Raw genomic sequence first — 15,852 nt, forward strand, 5'->3', positions numbered from 1 at the left:
TGATCGCTGTTGTCCCCGAATTTCTATGAACACTCTATCAAGTGTTGAAATTCGGGGACAAAGGCGAGCGCTTCGCTTCTGCAGAATCGATTCCTCTCCCTCCACTACCAGTGGCGAGAGACAGGAATCGTTCCATCGTGCAATTATGTCCCTTCAAACATTGGCTTTTGTACCTCTTAGGGTAGTGGGTATTACGCGTTATTTTGAGCCATTTTGCGTTGTTTTTCTGCACGCTCACGCTCGGATTTGTTCAAAAGCTTCTTACGAAGACGAATAGATTTCGGCGTGATTTCACAGTACTCATCATCGTTCAAATATTCAAGCGCTTGTTCCAACGAGAAGATAATCGGAGTTTTAATTTTAACCGTATCATCTTTACCAGAAGAACGAACGTTAGTCAGTTGTTTTTCTTTACAGATGTTAACAACGATATCATTGTCACGTGTATGCTCACCAACAATCATACCTTCGTAAATTTCTGTTCCTGGCTCAAGGAATAGTGTACCACGGTCCTCAACGCCGATCATTCCATAGAACGTAGATGTGCCCGTTTCTGTTGAGATCAGAACACCTTGGTGACGTCCACCCACTTGACCGGATACCACTGGAGCGTAGCTGTCAAACGCATGGTTCATTACGCCATAACCACGAGTCAATGTCAGGAAGTTGGTGCTGTATCCAATCAGACCACGTGCAGGAATCAGGAATTCCAGACGGACTTGACCAGTACCATTGTTGATCATGTTAACCATCTCTGCTTTGCGAGCGCCCAGGCTCTCCATTACAGAACCCATGCTTTCTTCAGGGATATCAATCAACAAGCGCTCAACTGGCTCCATTTTTTTACCATCAATTTCTTTGATAATAACTTCTGGTTTGGATACTTGAAGCTCATATCCTTCACGACGCATATTTTCAATCAGGATACCGAGGTGAAGCTCACCACGTCCGGAAACGATAAATGCATCCGGGCTCTCTGTTTCTTCAACACGAAGAGATACGTCAGTCTCCAATTCTTTCAACAAACGCTCGCGCAGTTTACGGGAAGTTACCCATTTACCTTCGCGGCCTGCGAATGGACTGTTGTTTACGAGGAATGTCATTTGCAGTGTTGGCTCGTCAATTTTCAGAACCGGCAAAGCTTCAGGTTTGTTCGGGTCAGCAATCGTTTCTCCGATGTTGATATCCTTAATACCCGCGATCGCAACGATGTCACCTGCGCCAGCTTCCTCTGTCTCCACACGTTTCAGACCTTGGAAACCAAACAGTTTCTCGATACGAGCTGTTTTGCTTTTGCCATCACGCATAATAACAGTAACGGATTGGCCTTGGCGGATCACACCACGGTTTACACGACCGATAGCGATACGTCCGAGGTATTCATTGTAGTCCATCAGCGTAACGAGGAATTGCAGTGGCTCTTCAACGTTCTCTGTTGGATGAGGGATATGACTTACGATGGTATCGTAGATCGCCATCATATTGTCATCTTGTTTGGCAGGATCGTCTTCCATGCTGGATGTTCCGTTCAATGCGGAAGCATATACAACAGGGAATTCGAGTTGTTGATCGTTGGCACCCAGTTCGATGAACAGGTCAAGTACTTCATCAATAACCTCAGCTGGACGAGCCGCTGGACGGTCAATTTTGTTTACAATTACGATTGGAGTCAGGTTGTGCTCCAGTGCTTTACGAAGTACGAACTTCGTTTGTGGCATACAGCCCTCGTAAGCATCAACAACGAGCAATACGCCGTCAACCATCTTCATAATACGTTCCACTTCACCACCGAAGTCGGCGTGTCCTGGTGTATCCACAATATTGATCAAGTAATCTTTATACGTTATAGCTGTGTTTTTAGCCAAAATCGTAATACCGCGTTCACGCTCCAAATCGTTGGAGTCCATTGCGCGCTCCTGTACAGTCTCGTGGTCACGGAATGTACCGGATTGCTGGAGCAACTTGTCGACGAGTGTCGTTTTCCCGTGGTCGACGTGGGCAATAATCGCAATATTGCGAATGTGTTCTCTTGAATGCATGGTTTGTATCCATATCCTTTCCAATTTCAATTCTTATCTACTAAACTTCCCGCAAATTCGCAGGTTACTCACAAAATAAGCGTCGGTGATAACCCGACGCATGTCTTTATCCCTTATATTATAGTTTATCATAGGTAAAAATCAAGATATTTCGCTCGAAACTCCATTGGTTAAGACCGGAGATGTTTACCATCCCCTGCCTCGACCTATACGCCCTCGCCCGGCAAGCAACCAGACTCCACCCAAAATGAGCAGAACAGCGAGTACATAAATGATGCCTGTCTGTAGTAACGTAAACGCCAACAATACGATGGACACCGCCCCCATAATTAGGGCAGCAGGATAGACAAATTCGGGTCTTTGCCGCTCAACTGCACCATATCCAATCAAGCCGACAGCTATTCCAAGCAACAGGATTGGCCACAAATTTCTCATTAGCCCGGCTCCCCATATGTTCGTTATGCTGAACAGTACACCATACACCGTGAGAACTCCTGCAGGAATCAACGACCAGGACGGCGTAATTCGGGCATAAAACAATGCATAAAGAGCAATACCTGGCAGTAATAGCAACAGAGGCCAGAAATTTCGACCAATAAAACCAAACACTCCTAATTTACCAAGCAAAATGACAAGACCAGCAACTACAATAAATAATCCGATTGCTCTTTCATTCTTCATTATAATCACCTCTTGTTTCATTAATTATGTAATTTCCTACTGTGCTGGCTCCCAGCACTTAACACATTTTTTTATTCCAAGGACAAGTTTAGACCCGATGTTTACAGTGTATCTGATGTCTGCGCAAAAAACTATACTGATGTCGAAAATGAGCCTTCCTAACTTAAGCGAAATAAACATTATGCCTCCAACCTTAATCTGTATTCCCCTTAGAGAGACCATATATAATATCGGATAAACTTACGATGCGAAGATTCTTTCCCTCCTTAATGCTTCATGCCTTATCCTTTACACCTTTACCGTTCACATGCGAAAAAACGCAGACTCTTCTTGGCGGAACGCCTCAGGCGTATTAAAAACAGAAAAGGTATCCCTTATGGGACACCTCTCAAACAAAAAGTTTATTTCAACTCATGTTGACATCTAAGCATTTCGGCGAACGAATCTATGTGCCCCTCCCGCCGCTATAACCAGACAAGCTAAAGCTGCTGGCAACATCGCATGAGCCTGTGTTGCCATTCCGCCCAGCCACTCCCCTAGCTTTGGGTCTCTCATCAACATTTCTCCTGCGGTAAACGCAAGTATTCCTGACCCCGCAAACACCAGAATCGGAAAGCGTTTGAGCAGTCCCACAATGATACCACTACCCCATACTACAATAGGAATACTAATAGCAATCCCGATAACAATTAGAGCCAGATCTCCATCCGCCAAAGCAGCTATCGCTAATACATTATCCAGACTCATCACAAAATCAGCAACTAATATTGTCTGAATCGCTTTCCATGTTGTAGATGCATTACGGATATGTACTTCATCATCGTTTTGAAGCAACAGCTTCAGCGCAATCCAGAACAATAACAACCCGCCTGCCGCCTGAATAAAAGGAATCCCCAGCAGCAGTACAGCTGCGAAAGTAAGTACGCAACGTAGAAGTACTGCACCAAGCGCTCCCCACCATACCGCTTTTTTACGTTGAGCCGGAGGTAAATCTTTACTCGCCATTGCAATGACAACCGCGTTATCCCCACTCAATACCAGATTGATCATTAATATTTGTGTTAACAGCCATAGCGTATCCATCTCCTCATCCCCCCACTCTAACTTGTATGTGAAAGACGTACATGCTATTCTTAGTGTTTAAAGAATATATAAGGAGTGACATATCAGATGGAGCTATTTAGTCCAACATTCTGGCTGTCCTTGTTGAATGTTGTCTTTATTGATCTGATCCTGGCTGGTGATAATGCCATCGTCATTGGTCTTGCAGCCAGAAATCTCCATCCTTCCGTGCAAAAAAAGGCGATCCTGTTCGGCTCAGGCGGCGCACTTCTCATTCGGATTGTAGCCACCGTCGTTGTATTATGGTTGCTCAAAGTGCCCTGGCTCCTACTCGTTGGAGGCCTGCTCCTGGTCTGGATTGCCTATAAACTGCTGGCAGATCAGGGAGAGGAGCACAATGACATTCAAGCCGATACTTCCCTCTGGGCCGCTGTTCGAACAATCGTCATTGCGGATGCAGCCATGGGACTAGACAATGTGATTGCCGTAGCGGGGGCTGCACAACAACATCTGGTACTTGTTATCCTCGGATTGCTGATCAGTGTCCCGATTATCGTTTGGGGTAGTACCTTGTTCATCAAACTGATGAACCACTTTCCCTGGATTATCTATGTTGGCGCTATGGTACTAGGTTATACTGCTGCAAATATGATTACTGAAGAGAAACGGATTATGCCTTTTTTCACGGAGCATCCGGCAATACGCATCCTGTTCATCGTTGTAGTGATTGGAGGTGTTGTTTTTCTTGGTTACCGTAAACGAACTACAAGTAATAAAGCCCAAGCTAAACAGCAACGTTCCTATTCATAAATGAGACAGGGAAATGGAAGAAATACAAGCAATACATTTACGAAATAACGTCTCATGCAAAGAACAGGACTACCCCCTTCTCAAATGGGTTAGTCCTGTTCTTTTTGTGTTCTATTTACATTTCATTTGTTATGTCTACCTCTAATTTGGCTTGCCCACAAATACCCACCACATTTAAAACCAGTCATCCTTCATTTCACTGTTCTCCGGCTTCCCTGTCAATACTGAAGCTTCCCCGGCATACAAAGTTATCGTTTCTGTCTGTTCTACCGCTTGATCCAGCCATTCCGGCAGATGGCTCATCGTTGCTTCGATTTTGTCCACAATCCGCAGATTCGGATTGGTGGATGGTGATTTTGGAACAAACAAAGTACAGCAATCTTCATAAGGCAAAATCGAGATATCATACGTTCCAATCTGTTTGGAAAGTGAAATAATCTCCTGCTTGTCCATCATGACCAGCGGTCTCAGCAGAGGCAAATCTGTAGCGCGGCCGATGACATTCATGCTCGGAAGGGTTTGGCTTGCCACCTGACCCAGACTATCACCAGTAATAAGCGCCAGTGCACGTTCGCGTTCTGCCAGCTTGGTGGCAATTCGCAGCATGGAACGCCGCATTAAGGTAATAATCAGATTATCCTGACCCAACTGGGTGAATGCGGTCTGAATCTCTGTAAATGGAACCAGGTGTAATTTGATCGAACCCGCGTGATCTGCAAGCGCACGGGCAAGATCAATCACCTTTTCTTTGGCACGCTGACTGGTAAAAGGATAACTATAAAAATGCACACACTCGACTTCGAGTCCCCGGCGCATAGAAGACCACGCAGCTACAGGACTGTCTATCCCCCCGGATAAGAGAACCATCGCCTTGCCATTTGTTCCGAGCGGGAACCCGCCTGTGGCAGGAATGACTTCACTGAAAATGTAAGTGCCTTGTTCGCGGATTTCTACACGTAGCTCGATATCAGGGTCACGAACATCGACCTTCAACTGTTGAAATTTGCGTAGAATCGGTGAACCGACCAAATGATTTGTTTCATGAGATGAATGCGGGAAAGCCTTCCACACTCGACGCGCGTTTACCTTGAAGGTCGTGACTTCACCGAATTCTTCAGCTCGTTCATCCATAAAAGCAACCGCAGTATGAACAATTTCATCAATCTCGGAAGCCGTTACTTTCACAGGACTGATGGATGCTACACCAAATACACGTTTGAGCACGGGAATAAGCTGGGTGTGGGATTCACCGCCAAGATCCACGTAGACTCGGCCATATTCTTTACGCAAACTTGCACCCGGATAAGGCTTTAGCAACGCCTTGACTTGAGTGATGATCGTTTTCTCAAATCGCGCACGATTTTTTCCTTTTAACATAAACTCTCCAAAACGGAGAAGCAGCATATCATAATTCAACATTTAATTTACATCCGCCTTTCGAGTGGCCGTAATTGTGCCACCATCTGATGCAGTGCCTTTTCCAGCATGACTGCATCCTCTTCTGTATGTTCGTCACCGAAACTAATTCGCAATCCCCCGGCGGCACAGGCAACATCTCTTCCCATGGCAAGCAGCACCCGGCTTGGCTCAGCCGAACGCGAGGAGCATGCCGACTGGGTAGACACCGTACAGCCAAGTTGCTCTAGGGTATGCAATGCTACTTCTGCTTTCATAGCAGGATAGGAAAAATGTACAATATGTGGCGCTCCGTCATGCGTACTGTTGAGCTCGAGCTCCGGGATAGCAGCAATCGTCTTCATCACCCGGTCTCGAAGTATGCGAATTCGACTCGAAAAATCAATCTGCCTTTCTGCTGCGATCCGCATCGCCTTGGCCATACCCACAATCAGAGCCGTATTCTCTGTGCCTGCCCTGAGCCCATGCTCCTGTGAGCCACCAGATAGCAGTGGTGTAAGCTCTACGCCACTTCTCACATAGAGGAGCCCTGCACCTTTCGGCCCACGGATTTTATGAGCGGACAAGCTGTACAGATCCGCTTTCCATTTGGCTGGTGCAACGTGCACTTTTCCGAAACCTTGTACGCCATCTACATGAAAAAGGACTCTTGGCGCGTTTTTTTTGAGCAGCGTACCAATCTCTTCTACCGGATGAATCGCACCCGTCTCATTGTTCACATGCATCAGACTAACAAGCACAGTGTCTGAACGAACAGCTTTCAGTATCTGCTCAGCAGTAACGACACCTCTTGAATCTACAGGGACAAAGGTTACATCCCATCCCCATTGCTGTAACTGCAACACACTCTCATACACAGACGCGTGCTCCGTTGCCGTAGTTATAATATGTTTTCCCCGTGAACTATACCGAAGTGCAGCCCCCTTAATCGCGAGGTTATTACTCTCCGTTGCTCCGGATGTAAATACGATTTCATCTGCTTTTACACTGATTGTGGCTGCACAGCCTGTCCGCGCTCGGCGTAGTAATTGATCTGCACGTTCACCGTATCCATGAATCGACGACGCATTTCCGAACTGTGTTTCCATAATTTCCGCCATCGTGCGAACCACATCGGGATATGGAGGAGTCGTTGCAGCATAATCAAAATATTTCAAAACAAGGTGCACCTTCCTTATTCGTTCGTTCATTAACCTATAGTGAGCATTGTACCACGATCTCCGTACAACACAAAAAAAGACCAACTGAAAGCAGGCAATAAAGGCCTGCCTTTTAAGCTGGATCTCTTTGTTTCGGACATGCTCAGAAGATGTCCATTTTAGATCGAATATTTGGAACGAGCCCGTTCCACTTTCGTAATATAATTCTGCGTTTCCACAGGCAACAAATGGAGCATGCTCATCAGTTCATTATCATTGGTAACGCCCAGTCTGGACAACCGTCCTGGGCCCGCATTATAGGCAGCCAAAGCCATTTTCTCCTGTCCGCCAAAGCGCTGGAGCTGAAGCGATAAATATTTGGTGCCCGCATCAATATTTTGACCCGGGTCGAAGGAGTCACTCACACCAAGTCCAGCAGCGGTACCATCCATTAATTGCATCAGACCCTTCGCACCTGCCGAAGAGACAACATTCGGATTAAATCCTGATTCCGTATCGATGACCGCTTTGATTAAAGATTCAGGTACGCCGTACTTCGCACTGGCCTGTGAGATCAGTGATTCGAAATCGGTAGGCACGGATTTGCCGGAATCAGCTTGTCCTGCATTATTCGAAGCAAGTAACGACTCCAGACTGCCCGCTCGCGAAGAACTTACTGTATTCAAATCCGGACTGTAAGTACTGCCAAGCTGTAGCCACAACAAACCGTCGTTGGATCGCTTAGAGGTTGAAGCCTGATTTTCCGCGTCGCTCAGACTACGAGTATCCGCATTTAACAATCCATCCATCACATTGGAAAAGTCAGTCGTCGAACCAGTTGGCACAGCTGATCCGTTCGTTTGATTGTTGATATTAGACAATTGCAACTCCAATAATTGCCGCGAATTGCGTGGATCAATTTGCATGAGTTATATCCACTCCCGTTTCATTCAAGCTAGATGACTTTATTCTACATGGTTTTACAGACAGGTTCCATCATTTTCATAAAAAATAGCTGATTAGACGTTAAAAATATGCACAAATGTGAAAAAGCCTTCTGATTCACCATAAGGAAGTGAATGCAGAAGGCTTTATTATTGTCCTGAGATCTGAGGATAACTCTCTCATCCCATGAACAAATGTCCGCTTTTTATCGAGCAAAAGGAATCATAAAAAAGTAACTCAACGTTGCAACGATACCCAATCCGATCGACCAGGCTCCTGCTGTTTTACGGCCATTCACATAAGCGAAATAGCCGAGCACGGCCGCTGCCGGACCAAGTACAATCGACCACATGAACAATGATGCGATACCAAAGGCAAGGCCCATATAACCTGCAACACGGCCTGAAGACTCCATTACACGGTCTGCCTCATGTTTCTGCGGTACTGCATCTGAATGCACGCGGTCGCTCTCCCTGGTTCTTACGGTTGCTCGCGGCGTAATTTCCGCACCGTATTCCTCACGATATGCTTTTCTTGGATAATCCACACGCTGGCGCTGTTGTTGACCCTGTGATTCTGTGTTGTAACGATCCAAATGTTCGTCATTGAAATCATCATTCTTCACGTGGAAGCACCTCCGTTAATGGATTGGATGACTGCTTACTTGGGTCTGAATGTGTGACAGCATGTTGCTGAAGAGGTACGCGCGTGATCATGATGATCGGAGTCAAAAGTCTCTCCGGCAAATTCCTCATGCAGACGACGGGTAGCGTGCTGGTCAATGTCAATCATGATGGCATCGGCCTGGCAAAAGTTGTTTTCTCCCCAAAAATGACAGTTGGAAACACTGCATTTGACAATTGGTTTGTCATGGCTCATTTTTTATCACCTCGACATCTAATGTTCCCACGCGCCAAATCCGATATTCTTCGCCAAAATGCCAGATGATAACATGTCTAAGGATATGTATTTATCTAAAGATCTTCAGGTCGAAACAAACGTTCCATCTTTGAATCCCAACAAAAAAACCGCCACAAGGGCGGTCTATGAGTTACGAATTATTAGGCGTGGTTACGTTGGCTTTGCATGCGACGCTGGGTCAGATAATCACTCTCGTAATAGGCCAAGTCGTCACGCAGTTCTTCATAAGTCTTGGAAATTTCCAAAATGACGTCGCGTACAGCACGAATCGGCTTATCACGGAAACGGATGGCATCCTGACCTGTGTAAGCATATCTTCCGTCCTCAGAGTAGCACTCATTTTTCGGATAGAAAAAGCTGTTCACACTTTGGTGATACGTATTATAAAGAGCCTTTTCGGCAAATTCGACATCAAAGTTGGCACGACGCAGCACAACGCCAAGTTTTTCGTAAGAAACTTCAGAAAAAACGAGCAAATGACGGAGATCTGAAAGGAAACCTTTGTAGAAGGCGGTTGATTCCTCCGTCTGGTTCTGATCCAGTTCAGGCAAAGCATTTTCATTCAAAAACTTTTCGATCCGATCGATCGCCGGTTTTAACTTTTCTCTGGTTGACTCACATGTTTTTTGTACATTGGCTGCTGACATAAAGGTAGCTCCCCCTTAAATAAGTCCTTACATTTTTACATCCAGGTCGGCCAAATCTTGTTTGTTTCCTGACCTTTTGAATACTCAGATATAATCCTACCATAAAAAGTTGACGAGCGGTATCCCTTAATCGTGCTTTCCATTCCTGTCATGATACTTGCTTCGGAGCAAGCAATGATTCGAAACTCTTTTGTATAAAAATATGGGCTTCTCCTAACGATAACTACATCCGTGACAACGACGATGCGTTCATGCACGCCGTATGGTCATTGTCCAAAATGAACGAGGAGGTTCTGTCTTATGTCCAGACCAAGGTGGATCAACTGGGCTCTCGCAGCAAGTGCCGGCGCCTTAGCCCTGACCTTACTGCTCCCAACATCCAACCGTACCGTACCTAAACCAAGCGCTATGCAGGAGAATCCTCAGAAGGAACATGCCAGCAAGCAACGTCTGAAAGTTCAGGATATCAAAGCCACCGATCTGCTGACCCGTGTAGATGCCAAACAGCACCTCGGGATCATACTGGATAAAACGAACACGATGACAGATGCACAGGTGACGCGTTACATGAAAGATCTTCAAGATTCACACGGGCACATGCGGTCTATTCAATTAATGAATATGGATGACTCATCGAGTAAACGATTTGATCGTGCGTTCAAAGAAGGCAGTAAATTGGAACAACAAAAATTGTCTCATGCCATGAATTTGGCCAAAAAAGCGGTACACAAGCGTCAAAGCTTCGAGTCCTCTTCGTTTCCACTTGGAAAAGAAAAATACTTTGTCATGGGACAACCCTCCAAGGATGGCAAACGGGCCATCATCGCTCTATTTAGTCAAAGCGTATTAAATGCCGTGGAGGAGCATCAGCGCAAAAATTTGCGCATGATTCCGTATCCGCGTGAAGGAAAATTCAAAATCGAATCGGTTCATCCTGACACATTAAACGAAATCACGGTAAAAACCGGGCATGATAACGCGAATGCAAGCCATTTTTACGAAAATGAAATCGTCATTCGTTTCCGGCAAGATCCCGGTGAACGGGATCTGCGCATCATTCGTTCTGACTTGAAAACGCAGTCTGCTCGCAAGCTCGGTTACACGTATGTTTTTCGATCTGAAACGATGAATTATAAACAATTGCGGGACTATTTCGGAAGTAAATGGAATCCGCTATATATGGAACCCCACTATATGTACTTAACCAATGAAACGGCCGCTGAACAACCAGATGTACCTATCCCTAACGATGTATTGTTCTCGGATTATCAGTGGAATCTGCCTGCCATTGAGACAAATCGCGGGTGGAATATTACGAAGGGCAACAAAGATGTTATCGTAGCCGTGGTAGATACAGGCGTTGACGTGAACCACCCGGATCTCAAAGGAAAATTGCTCGAGGGATACAATGTCGTGAATCCGGGCAACAAACCGCTTGATGATGTCGGTCATGGCACCCATGTTGCCGGTATCATCGGGGCGATTGTCAACAATAACGAAGGTGTAGCCGGCATGAGCTGGTACAACAAGGTGCTTCCTGTCAAAGTACTGGACAACTCGGGATCAGGTACAACGTATGCCGTTGCCGAGGGCATCATTTGGGCAGCCGATCATGGCGCCAAAGTCATTAACATGAGTCTCGGTAACTACGCGGACGCTCAATTTCTCCATGATGCGATTAAATACGCTTTTGACCGGGATATTGTGCTTATCGCTGCAACCGGCAACGATAATACCGAGCGTCCAGGATACCCTGCTGCTTATCCGGAAGTTTTTGCTGTCTCTGCTACAGATCCGGATATGAATAAAGCCTCTTACTCCAACTATGGCGACTATGTGGATGTCATGGCTCCTGGATCAAGTATCGCCAGTACGTACCCGGACAATCAGTACGCGGCTCTGTCAGGAACATCCATGGCCAGTCCGCACGTTGCTGCACTTGCCGGATTAATTCGCTCGCTAAATCCGGATCTGACCAATACCGAAGTCATGGATCTGATGCGGCAAAGTGTCATTGACCTGGGGGAACCCGGCCATGACAAGTACTACGGTTATGGGCAGATTGATGTATACAAAGCGTTGCAAGCCGCATCGGGAAGCAGTGCTCCGTTGCAGTTCTGGCCTCAGCATGTCAGACAGCAGATGGATAACACGATGAAAAAATATATCCAATAATAACTTATCGGATAATCCTAACTTTTGGAATAAGCGTTAATCTCCAGGTTACCCGGACATCAGAGTGGACTGTGTACGTTTTTCTACTCAAATTATGATTATATCAAAAACAAAAGCAGCTGCGCCCCGGGGCGTATGCTGCTTTTTGGCTTGCTTCTTTTCCCCGGGGCGTTAACTGCGACTAGCGTTTGCGGGAAGTCGAGCGGGCTTTGCTTGATTTTTTCACGGATTTTTTCTTATGGCTCGATACATACATTGGACCTTCTTCTCTGATAACAACAGGGTACATATGATGAGGTATTGGAACACAGTGGTGTTGCTTCACAACTTCAATCGGGTGGATTACAGGCACGATCTGTGGAATGTAATAATCCTGAACAACCTGGATCGGGTCACATACAATCGGTGAAACCTCTGGACAACAATGGTTCATTTCAAACCAACTCCCTTTCAAGTGATACTATAACCTATTGCAGTGAACCCGATGTGGTATGGATGGATGTCCATATCCTTAAAAATTAAATGAGCGGCAGCCTGTCCGCCGTTGCCCCGGCATGCTTCGATGAGACCCTCTCGATGACAGCACACAGAATTTGAAGCCCTTTCTTCAGCGCTTCGCTACTCGTCACAGTGAAACATATCCGTAGACTCGTCGTGTCGCTTTCCGCTACATAACAGGCTGAACCAGGCAGAAAAGACACGCCAGCAGCGAGAGACTGCCGATGCAGTTCATGCATGTCCATAATCCCCTGTAATTCGAGCCATAAATTAAGCCCTCCCTCAGGAAGACGCCATTGCATCTCCTTCGTTGCATACTGCTCCAGCACCTCTGAGGCAGCACACAAGCGTGAGTACAGTTCTTCTCGGAGCTGATAAACATAAGAATCATACTGTTCCTTGATATAAGCCTGAAGTGCTTTCTGTGTTAATAAAGGACTTCCCAGATCAGCCGTAGACTTTGCGGCCACAAGCCGGGTTAGCACACTCCCATCGGCTATAGCACAAGCTACACGGCAACCTGGGGAGAGTACTTTGCTGAAGCTTTTAATGTAGACCACATGCCCTGCACTATCCATGGACTTGATCGAAGCCGGTGGCGGCTCACGAAAGTATAGATCTGCAAAAGGATCATCTTCTAAAATAAGGCAGTGATAACTTTGGGCGATATTAAGCAATTGGGCCCGTCTCTTAGTGCTCATCGTCACACCTGTCGGATTGTGATATGTAGGAATGGTATAGATTAACTTGGGCGGATATTTATCACACAAGCGGGTAAGCAGATCGATACGCATACCTTCGTTGTCCATAGGAACGGTAATGATTTTGGCTCCCCGACTCGTGAACACATCGATAGCTCCTGTGTACGTTGGTGCCTCCATATATACAACATCTCCAGGACCGATAAATGTACGAGCTACCAGATCAATTCCCTGCTGTGCTCCGCTTGTAATTAACATTCTTTCGGGCGCGACTTGAAGTCCGCGGGAAGCAAAATGTGCTGCAAAGGTCTGTCTAAGTTCCCAATCCCCCTGAAATGATCCATAAGCCGCCATGCGCTTTGCATGATCTGATGAAAGGTGGTAGGCGCTATCGATAATATCACGTGTAGGTAATAACTCTGGTTGAATCGCTGACATATGAAGTTCATAACGGACTTGGGGAGACGCGTCAAAATGTCTCCACAATTGTGCTCTGGGCAAATAATCAACCAATGTCATCTGCCAGTTCAACGAACCACCCGCATCGCTGATGCTCATCTGATTGTGGGTAATTGCTTCCCTGGAGGTTTGACCGGAAGGCTCTATCCCCCTTACATAACAGCCCTTGCCCTGAGAGCAACGAACGAGTTGTATGGCCTCCAGTTCTGCATAAGCTTTCGTTACCGTTACCAAACTAACGCCTAAATCAGCGGTCATTTTACGAACAGATGGCAACCTCGTTCCCGGTTCAATCAAACCTGAGCGAATACGATCTGCAATCGTCAGAGCAATCTGCATATATAATTTGGTACTGCTTCCCCGTTTAAGCTCGATATGCATATCTATTTATCACCTCTAACTGTTATGATCGTTGTTTTACTGTTATAGTGTGCTACGTCTAATATAGGTTATAATATCAGTATAACAGTGAATAACAGGAGATGAGAATAATATGAGTACACCTTGGTCTAAAATGGCACAAAATACCCCGTCCTCTGTCGTTCGCGACATGTTGCAGGCTGCTCAGGCACCTGGAATGATATCACTTGCTGGTGGATTGCCAGCACAGACTTCATTTCCACTGGAAGCTATACGCCTGGCGTATGAAAAAGTATTTATGAGCGGATCAGCCGCTCTTCAATATGCGGAAACGGAAGGTTACCGGCCTCTTCGTGTCAAAATCGCCGAGCGCCTGGAATCAAAAGGACTTCAAGCCTCACCTGATCATATGCTTTTGACTACTGGATCACAGCAATCTATTGACCTCATCTGCCGAATCCTTTTAGATCCCGGTGATCGCGTGCTGGTGGAATCACCCACTTATCTAGCTGCCTTGCAAGTCATTCAATCCTATCAAGGAGTCTCTCATGGAGTCGCTTGTGATGATCACGGCATGTTGCCTGAATCACTTGAGGAACAGCTTCAGTTGCATCGTCCTAAACTCGTCTACATTAACCCTACGTTCTCCAATCCGACCGGCAAAGTCTGGTCACGGGAAAGAAGACAACAAGCCGTAGATTTGTGCCGCAAATATGGTGTACTTATTCTGGAAGATGACCCTTACGGCGAAATCCGCTTTAAACCGGAACAGCTGGACGTACCCGCTCTCGCTGCACTCGATGCCGCTTCTTATGAAGGACCATCTAACGTGATTTACACCAGCACCTTTTCCAAAACAGTAGCCCCAGGTCTTCGTACAGGCTGGATTCTGGCTGCTCCCGACATTATCAAAATCGCTGCCAGAGCCAAACAAGGCGCAGATTTGCATTCGAGTAGCATCGATCAGCGTGCACTCCATGCTTTGCTTGAGACCTTTGATTTGGATGGCCACATACGCCACATCTCTCAGGACTATGAAGAGCGCATGAAAAAGCTAACCACACTCATGGCTTCTAAATCTTGGGATGGCATTACATGGAACTCCCCACAAGGCGGAATGTTCCTATGGCTACAATTACCTGAAGGTATGCTCGCCAGCAATCTATTTACTTATGGGATTCAGGAAAAAGTGTGCATCGTGCCTGGAGATTCCTTCTATGCCGGCACGCCAGAGCTTAACCGGATGCGTATTAACTTCACTCATACTGACCCTGAGCTTCTTCCTGAGGCCGTCCAGCGAATGGATCGCGCGATTCAGCGCTGGCATGCTTCCAATCAATCAGACCATGTCGTTACCATGTAACTGATCGGTAAAGCATGAAAACCTGTAATCATCTGTAATTGATCACCATAACAGTTGACCGCTTATTCCATATATGGGATAGGCGGTTTTTTCTAACAAAAAAATAAGGCGGCAAATTCGTTAAACCGAATCTGCTGCCTTATTTTATATAACCTGTCCCGTCGTGAACAGGAGCATTTCATTTCGAAAGTTGTTGTTGTTGCAGTTAGGAAAGCTTACCGTAAGCCGGGTTCTGTGCTCTTCGTGGTTCAAACGGGAACTACCCTCCCACCAGAAGCGACAATCATCTATCTAGGCCATACATTGCTGCACAGCTCAAGCGACCAACCTAGACACACCTCGGGCTAAGGCTGTCTCCTCCAAAGAGGCGACCGTGTCCCATTAGGTCTTGCTCCAGATGGGGTTTACCAGGAACGAAGTCACCAGCGTTCCTCGGGGTCTCTTACACCTCGGTTCCATCCTTGCCTGTGCCGGGAAACCCGGCCATCGGCGGTCCATTTCTGTGGCACTATCCTTCAACTCGCGCTGACTGGACGTTATCCAGCATCCTGCCCTGTGGAGCCCGGACTTTCCTCTCGTGGCAACAAAGGCCACCAGCGATTGTCTGTCAAGCTTTCCGAACAACATTACATAGTA

At 46.4% G+C, this 15,852-nt stretch carries 14 protein-coding genes and 1 other RNA gene; 3 read left to right on the forward strand and 12 right to left on the reverse strand.

All coding sequences use genetic code 11. From position 1 onward, the window contains the following. Nucleotides 1-191: 191 nt before the first annotated feature. From typA to Q9R46_RS15360, 3 genes are all read right to left on the reverse strand, one after another. On the reverse strand, nt 192-2,039 hold the full coding sequence (gene typA / locus Q9R46_RS15350; protein ID WP_145332091.1) for a translational GTPase TypA: 1,848 nt from the start codon (nt 2,037-2,039) through the stop codon (nt 192-194). 186 nt (nt 2,040-2,225) lie between these two features. Then, nucleotides 2,226-2,726, reverse strand: coding sequence for a LiaF transmembrane domain-containing protein (locus Q9R46_RS15355; protein ID WP_311281041.1), 501 nt, complete (start codon nt 2,724-2,726; stop codon nt 2,226-2,228). A gap of 417 nt (nt 2,727-3,143) precedes the next feature. Continuing rightward, nucleotides 3,144-3,803: a TerC family protein gene (locus tag Q9R46_RS15360; protein ID WP_145332093.1), complete on the reverse strand. Its 660-nt coding sequence runs from the start codon at nt 3,801-3,803 to the stop codon at nt 3,144-3,146. 87 nt (nt 3,804-3,890) lie between these two features. Here Q9R46_RS15360 and Q9R46_RS15365 point away from each other — a divergent pair, with 87 nt between their 5' ends. Then, nucleotides 3,891-4,592 (forward strand): TerC family protein, encoded by a 702-nt coding sequence (locus tag Q9R46_RS15365; RefSeq protein WP_311280627.1) that lies wholly within the window; start codon nt 3,891-3,893, stop codon nt 4,590-4,592. A gap of 174 nt (nt 4,593-4,766) precedes the next feature. On the opposite strand, the gene thiI is transcribed toward Q9R46_RS15365, so the two are convergent. The 6 genes from thiI to Q9R46_RS15395 all read right to left on the reverse strand — a co-directional run bounded on the left by thiI (nt 4,767) and on the right by Q9R46_RS15395 (nt 9,660). Then, on the reverse strand, nt 4,767-6,008 hold the full coding sequence (thiI, locus tag Q9R46_RS15370; RefSeq protein ID WP_311281042.1) for a tRNA uracil 4-sulfurtransferase ThiI: 1,242 nt from the start codon (nt 6,006-6,008) through the stop codon (nt 4,767-4,769). 8 nt (nt 6,009-6,016) lie between these two features. After that, nucleotides 6,017-7,165 carry a cysteine desulfurase family protein gene (locus Q9R46_RS15375; protein WP_311280628.1) on the reverse strand — a complete coding sequence of 383 codons (1,149 nt, stop codon included), beginning with the start codon at nt 7,163-7,165 and terminating at the stop codon, nt 6,017-6,019. Nucleotides 7,166-7,326: 161 nt separating this feature from the next. After that, nucleotides 7,327-8,073 (reverse strand): lytic transglycosylase domain-containing protein, encoded by a 747-nt coding sequence (locus Q9R46_RS15380; RefSeq protein WP_311280629.1) that lies wholly within the window; start codon nt 8,071-8,073, stop codon nt 7,327-7,329. A 224-nt stretch (nt 8,074-8,297) separates the two neighbouring features. Continuing rightward, a complete protein-coding gene (locus tag Q9R46_RS15385; RefSeq protein WP_397351741.1) occupies nt 8,298-8,717 on the reverse strand; it encodes a hypothetical protein in 420 nt (139 codons plus the stop codon). A gap of 35 nt (nt 8,718-8,752) precedes the next feature. Beyond that, nucleotides 8,753-8,971, reverse strand: coding sequence for a DUF1540 domain-containing protein (locus tag Q9R46_RS15390; RefSeq protein WP_090914705.1), 219 nt, complete (start codon nt 8,969-8,971; stop codon nt 8,753-8,755). A 182-nt stretch (nt 8,972-9,153) separates the two neighbouring features. After that, on the reverse strand, nt 9,154-9,660 hold the full coding sequence (locus Q9R46_RS15395; RefSeq protein WP_090914707.1) for a YpuI family protein: 507 nt from the start codon (nt 9,658-9,660) through the stop codon (nt 9,154-9,156). Between the two features lie 300 nt (nt 9,661-9,960). Here Q9R46_RS15395 and Q9R46_RS15400 point away from each other — a divergent pair, with 300 nt between their 5' ends. Then, a complete protein-coding gene (locus tag Q9R46_RS15400) occupies nt 9,961-11,835 on the forward strand; it encodes a S8 family peptidase (protein ID WP_311280630.1) in 1,875 nt (624 codons plus the stop codon). 181 nt (nt 11,836-12,016) lie between these two features. Here the strand turns inward: Q9R46_RS15400 and Q9R46_RS15405 are convergent, their stop codons facing one another. Together Q9R46_RS15405 and pdxR are read right to left on the reverse strand one after the other, a co-directional pair. Continuing rightward, nucleotides 12,017-12,268 (reverse strand): hypothetical protein, encoded by a 252-nt coding sequence (locus tag Q9R46_RS15405; RefSeq protein WP_090915622.1) that lies wholly within the window; start codon nt 12,266-12,268, stop codon nt 12,017-12,019. A gap of 85 nt (nt 12,269-12,353) precedes the next feature. Continuing rightward, nucleotides 12,354-13,874 carry a MocR-like pyridoxine biosynthesis transcription factor PdxR gene (gene pdxR, locus Q9R46_RS15410; protein WP_311280631.1) on the reverse strand — a complete coding sequence of 507 codons (1,521 nt, stop codon included), beginning with the start codon at nt 13,872-13,874 and terminating at the stop codon, nt 12,354-12,356. Between the two features lie 112 nt (nt 13,875-13,986). Here pdxR and Q9R46_RS15415 point away from each other — a divergent pair, with 112 nt between their 5' ends. Beyond that, nucleotides 13,987-15,216: an aminotransferase-like domain-containing protein gene (locus Q9R46_RS15415; RefSeq protein WP_311280632.1), complete on the forward strand. Its 1,230-nt coding sequence runs from the start codon at nt 13,987-13,989 to the stop codon at nt 15,214-15,216. A 206-nt stretch (nt 15,217-15,422) separates the two neighbouring features. Here the strand turns inward: Q9R46_RS15415 and rnpB are convergent. Continuing rightward, an RNA gene (gene rnpB / locus Q9R46_RS15420) (RNase P RNA component class A) lies at nt 15,423-15,832 on the reverse strand. Between the last annotated feature and the right edge of the window lie 20 nt (nt 15,833-15,852).

The organism is Paenibacillus sp. RRE4, assembly GCF_031844205.1.
Classification (GTDB): domain Bacteria; phylum Bacillota; class Bacilli; order Paenibacillales; family Paenibacillaceae; genus Paenibacillus; species Paenibacillus xylanexedens_B.

Bases quoted from the DNA above. Each gene is read 5' to 3' on its own strand.
- Q9R46_RS15380 (WP_311280629.1), bottom strand. From the start codon at position 8,073: ATGCAAATTGATCCACGCAATTCGCGGCAATTATTGGAGTTGCAATTG.
- Q9R46_RS15365 (WP_311280627.1), top strand. From the start codon at position 3,891: ATGGAGCTATTTAGTCCAACATTCTGGCTGTCCTTGTTGAATGTTGTC.
- Q9R46_RS15415 (WP_311280632.1), top strand. From the start codon at position 13,987: ATGAGTACACCTTGGTCTAAAATGGCACAAAATACCCCGTCCTCTGTC.
- Q9R46_RS15395 (WP_090914707.1), bottom strand. From the start codon at position 9,660: ATGTCAGCAGCCAATGTACAAAAAACATGTGAGTCAACCAGAGAAAAG.
- Q9R46_RS15405 (WP_090915622.1), bottom strand. From the start codon at position 12,268: ATGAACCATTGTTGTCCAGAGGTTTCACCGATTGTATGTGACCCGATC.
- Q9R46_RS15400 (WP_311280630.1), top strand. From the start codon at position 9,961: ATGTCCAGACCAAGGTGGATCAACTGGGCTCTCGCAGCAAGTGCCGGC.
- pdxR (WP_311280631.1), bottom strand. From the start codon at position 13,874: ATGCATATCGAGCTTAAACGGGGAAGCAGTACCAAATTATATATGCAG.
- Q9R46_RS15390 (WP_090914705.1), bottom strand. From the start codon at position 8,971: ATGAGCCATGACAAACCAATTGTCAAATGCAGTGTTTCCAACTGTCAT.
- typA (WP_145332091.1), bottom strand. From the start codon at position 2,039: ATGCATTCAAGAGAACACATTCGCAATATTGCGATTATTGCCCACGTC.
- Q9R46_RS15360 (WP_145332093.1), bottom strand. From the start codon at position 3,803: ATGGATACGCTATGGCTGTTAACACAAATATTAATGATCAATCTGGTA.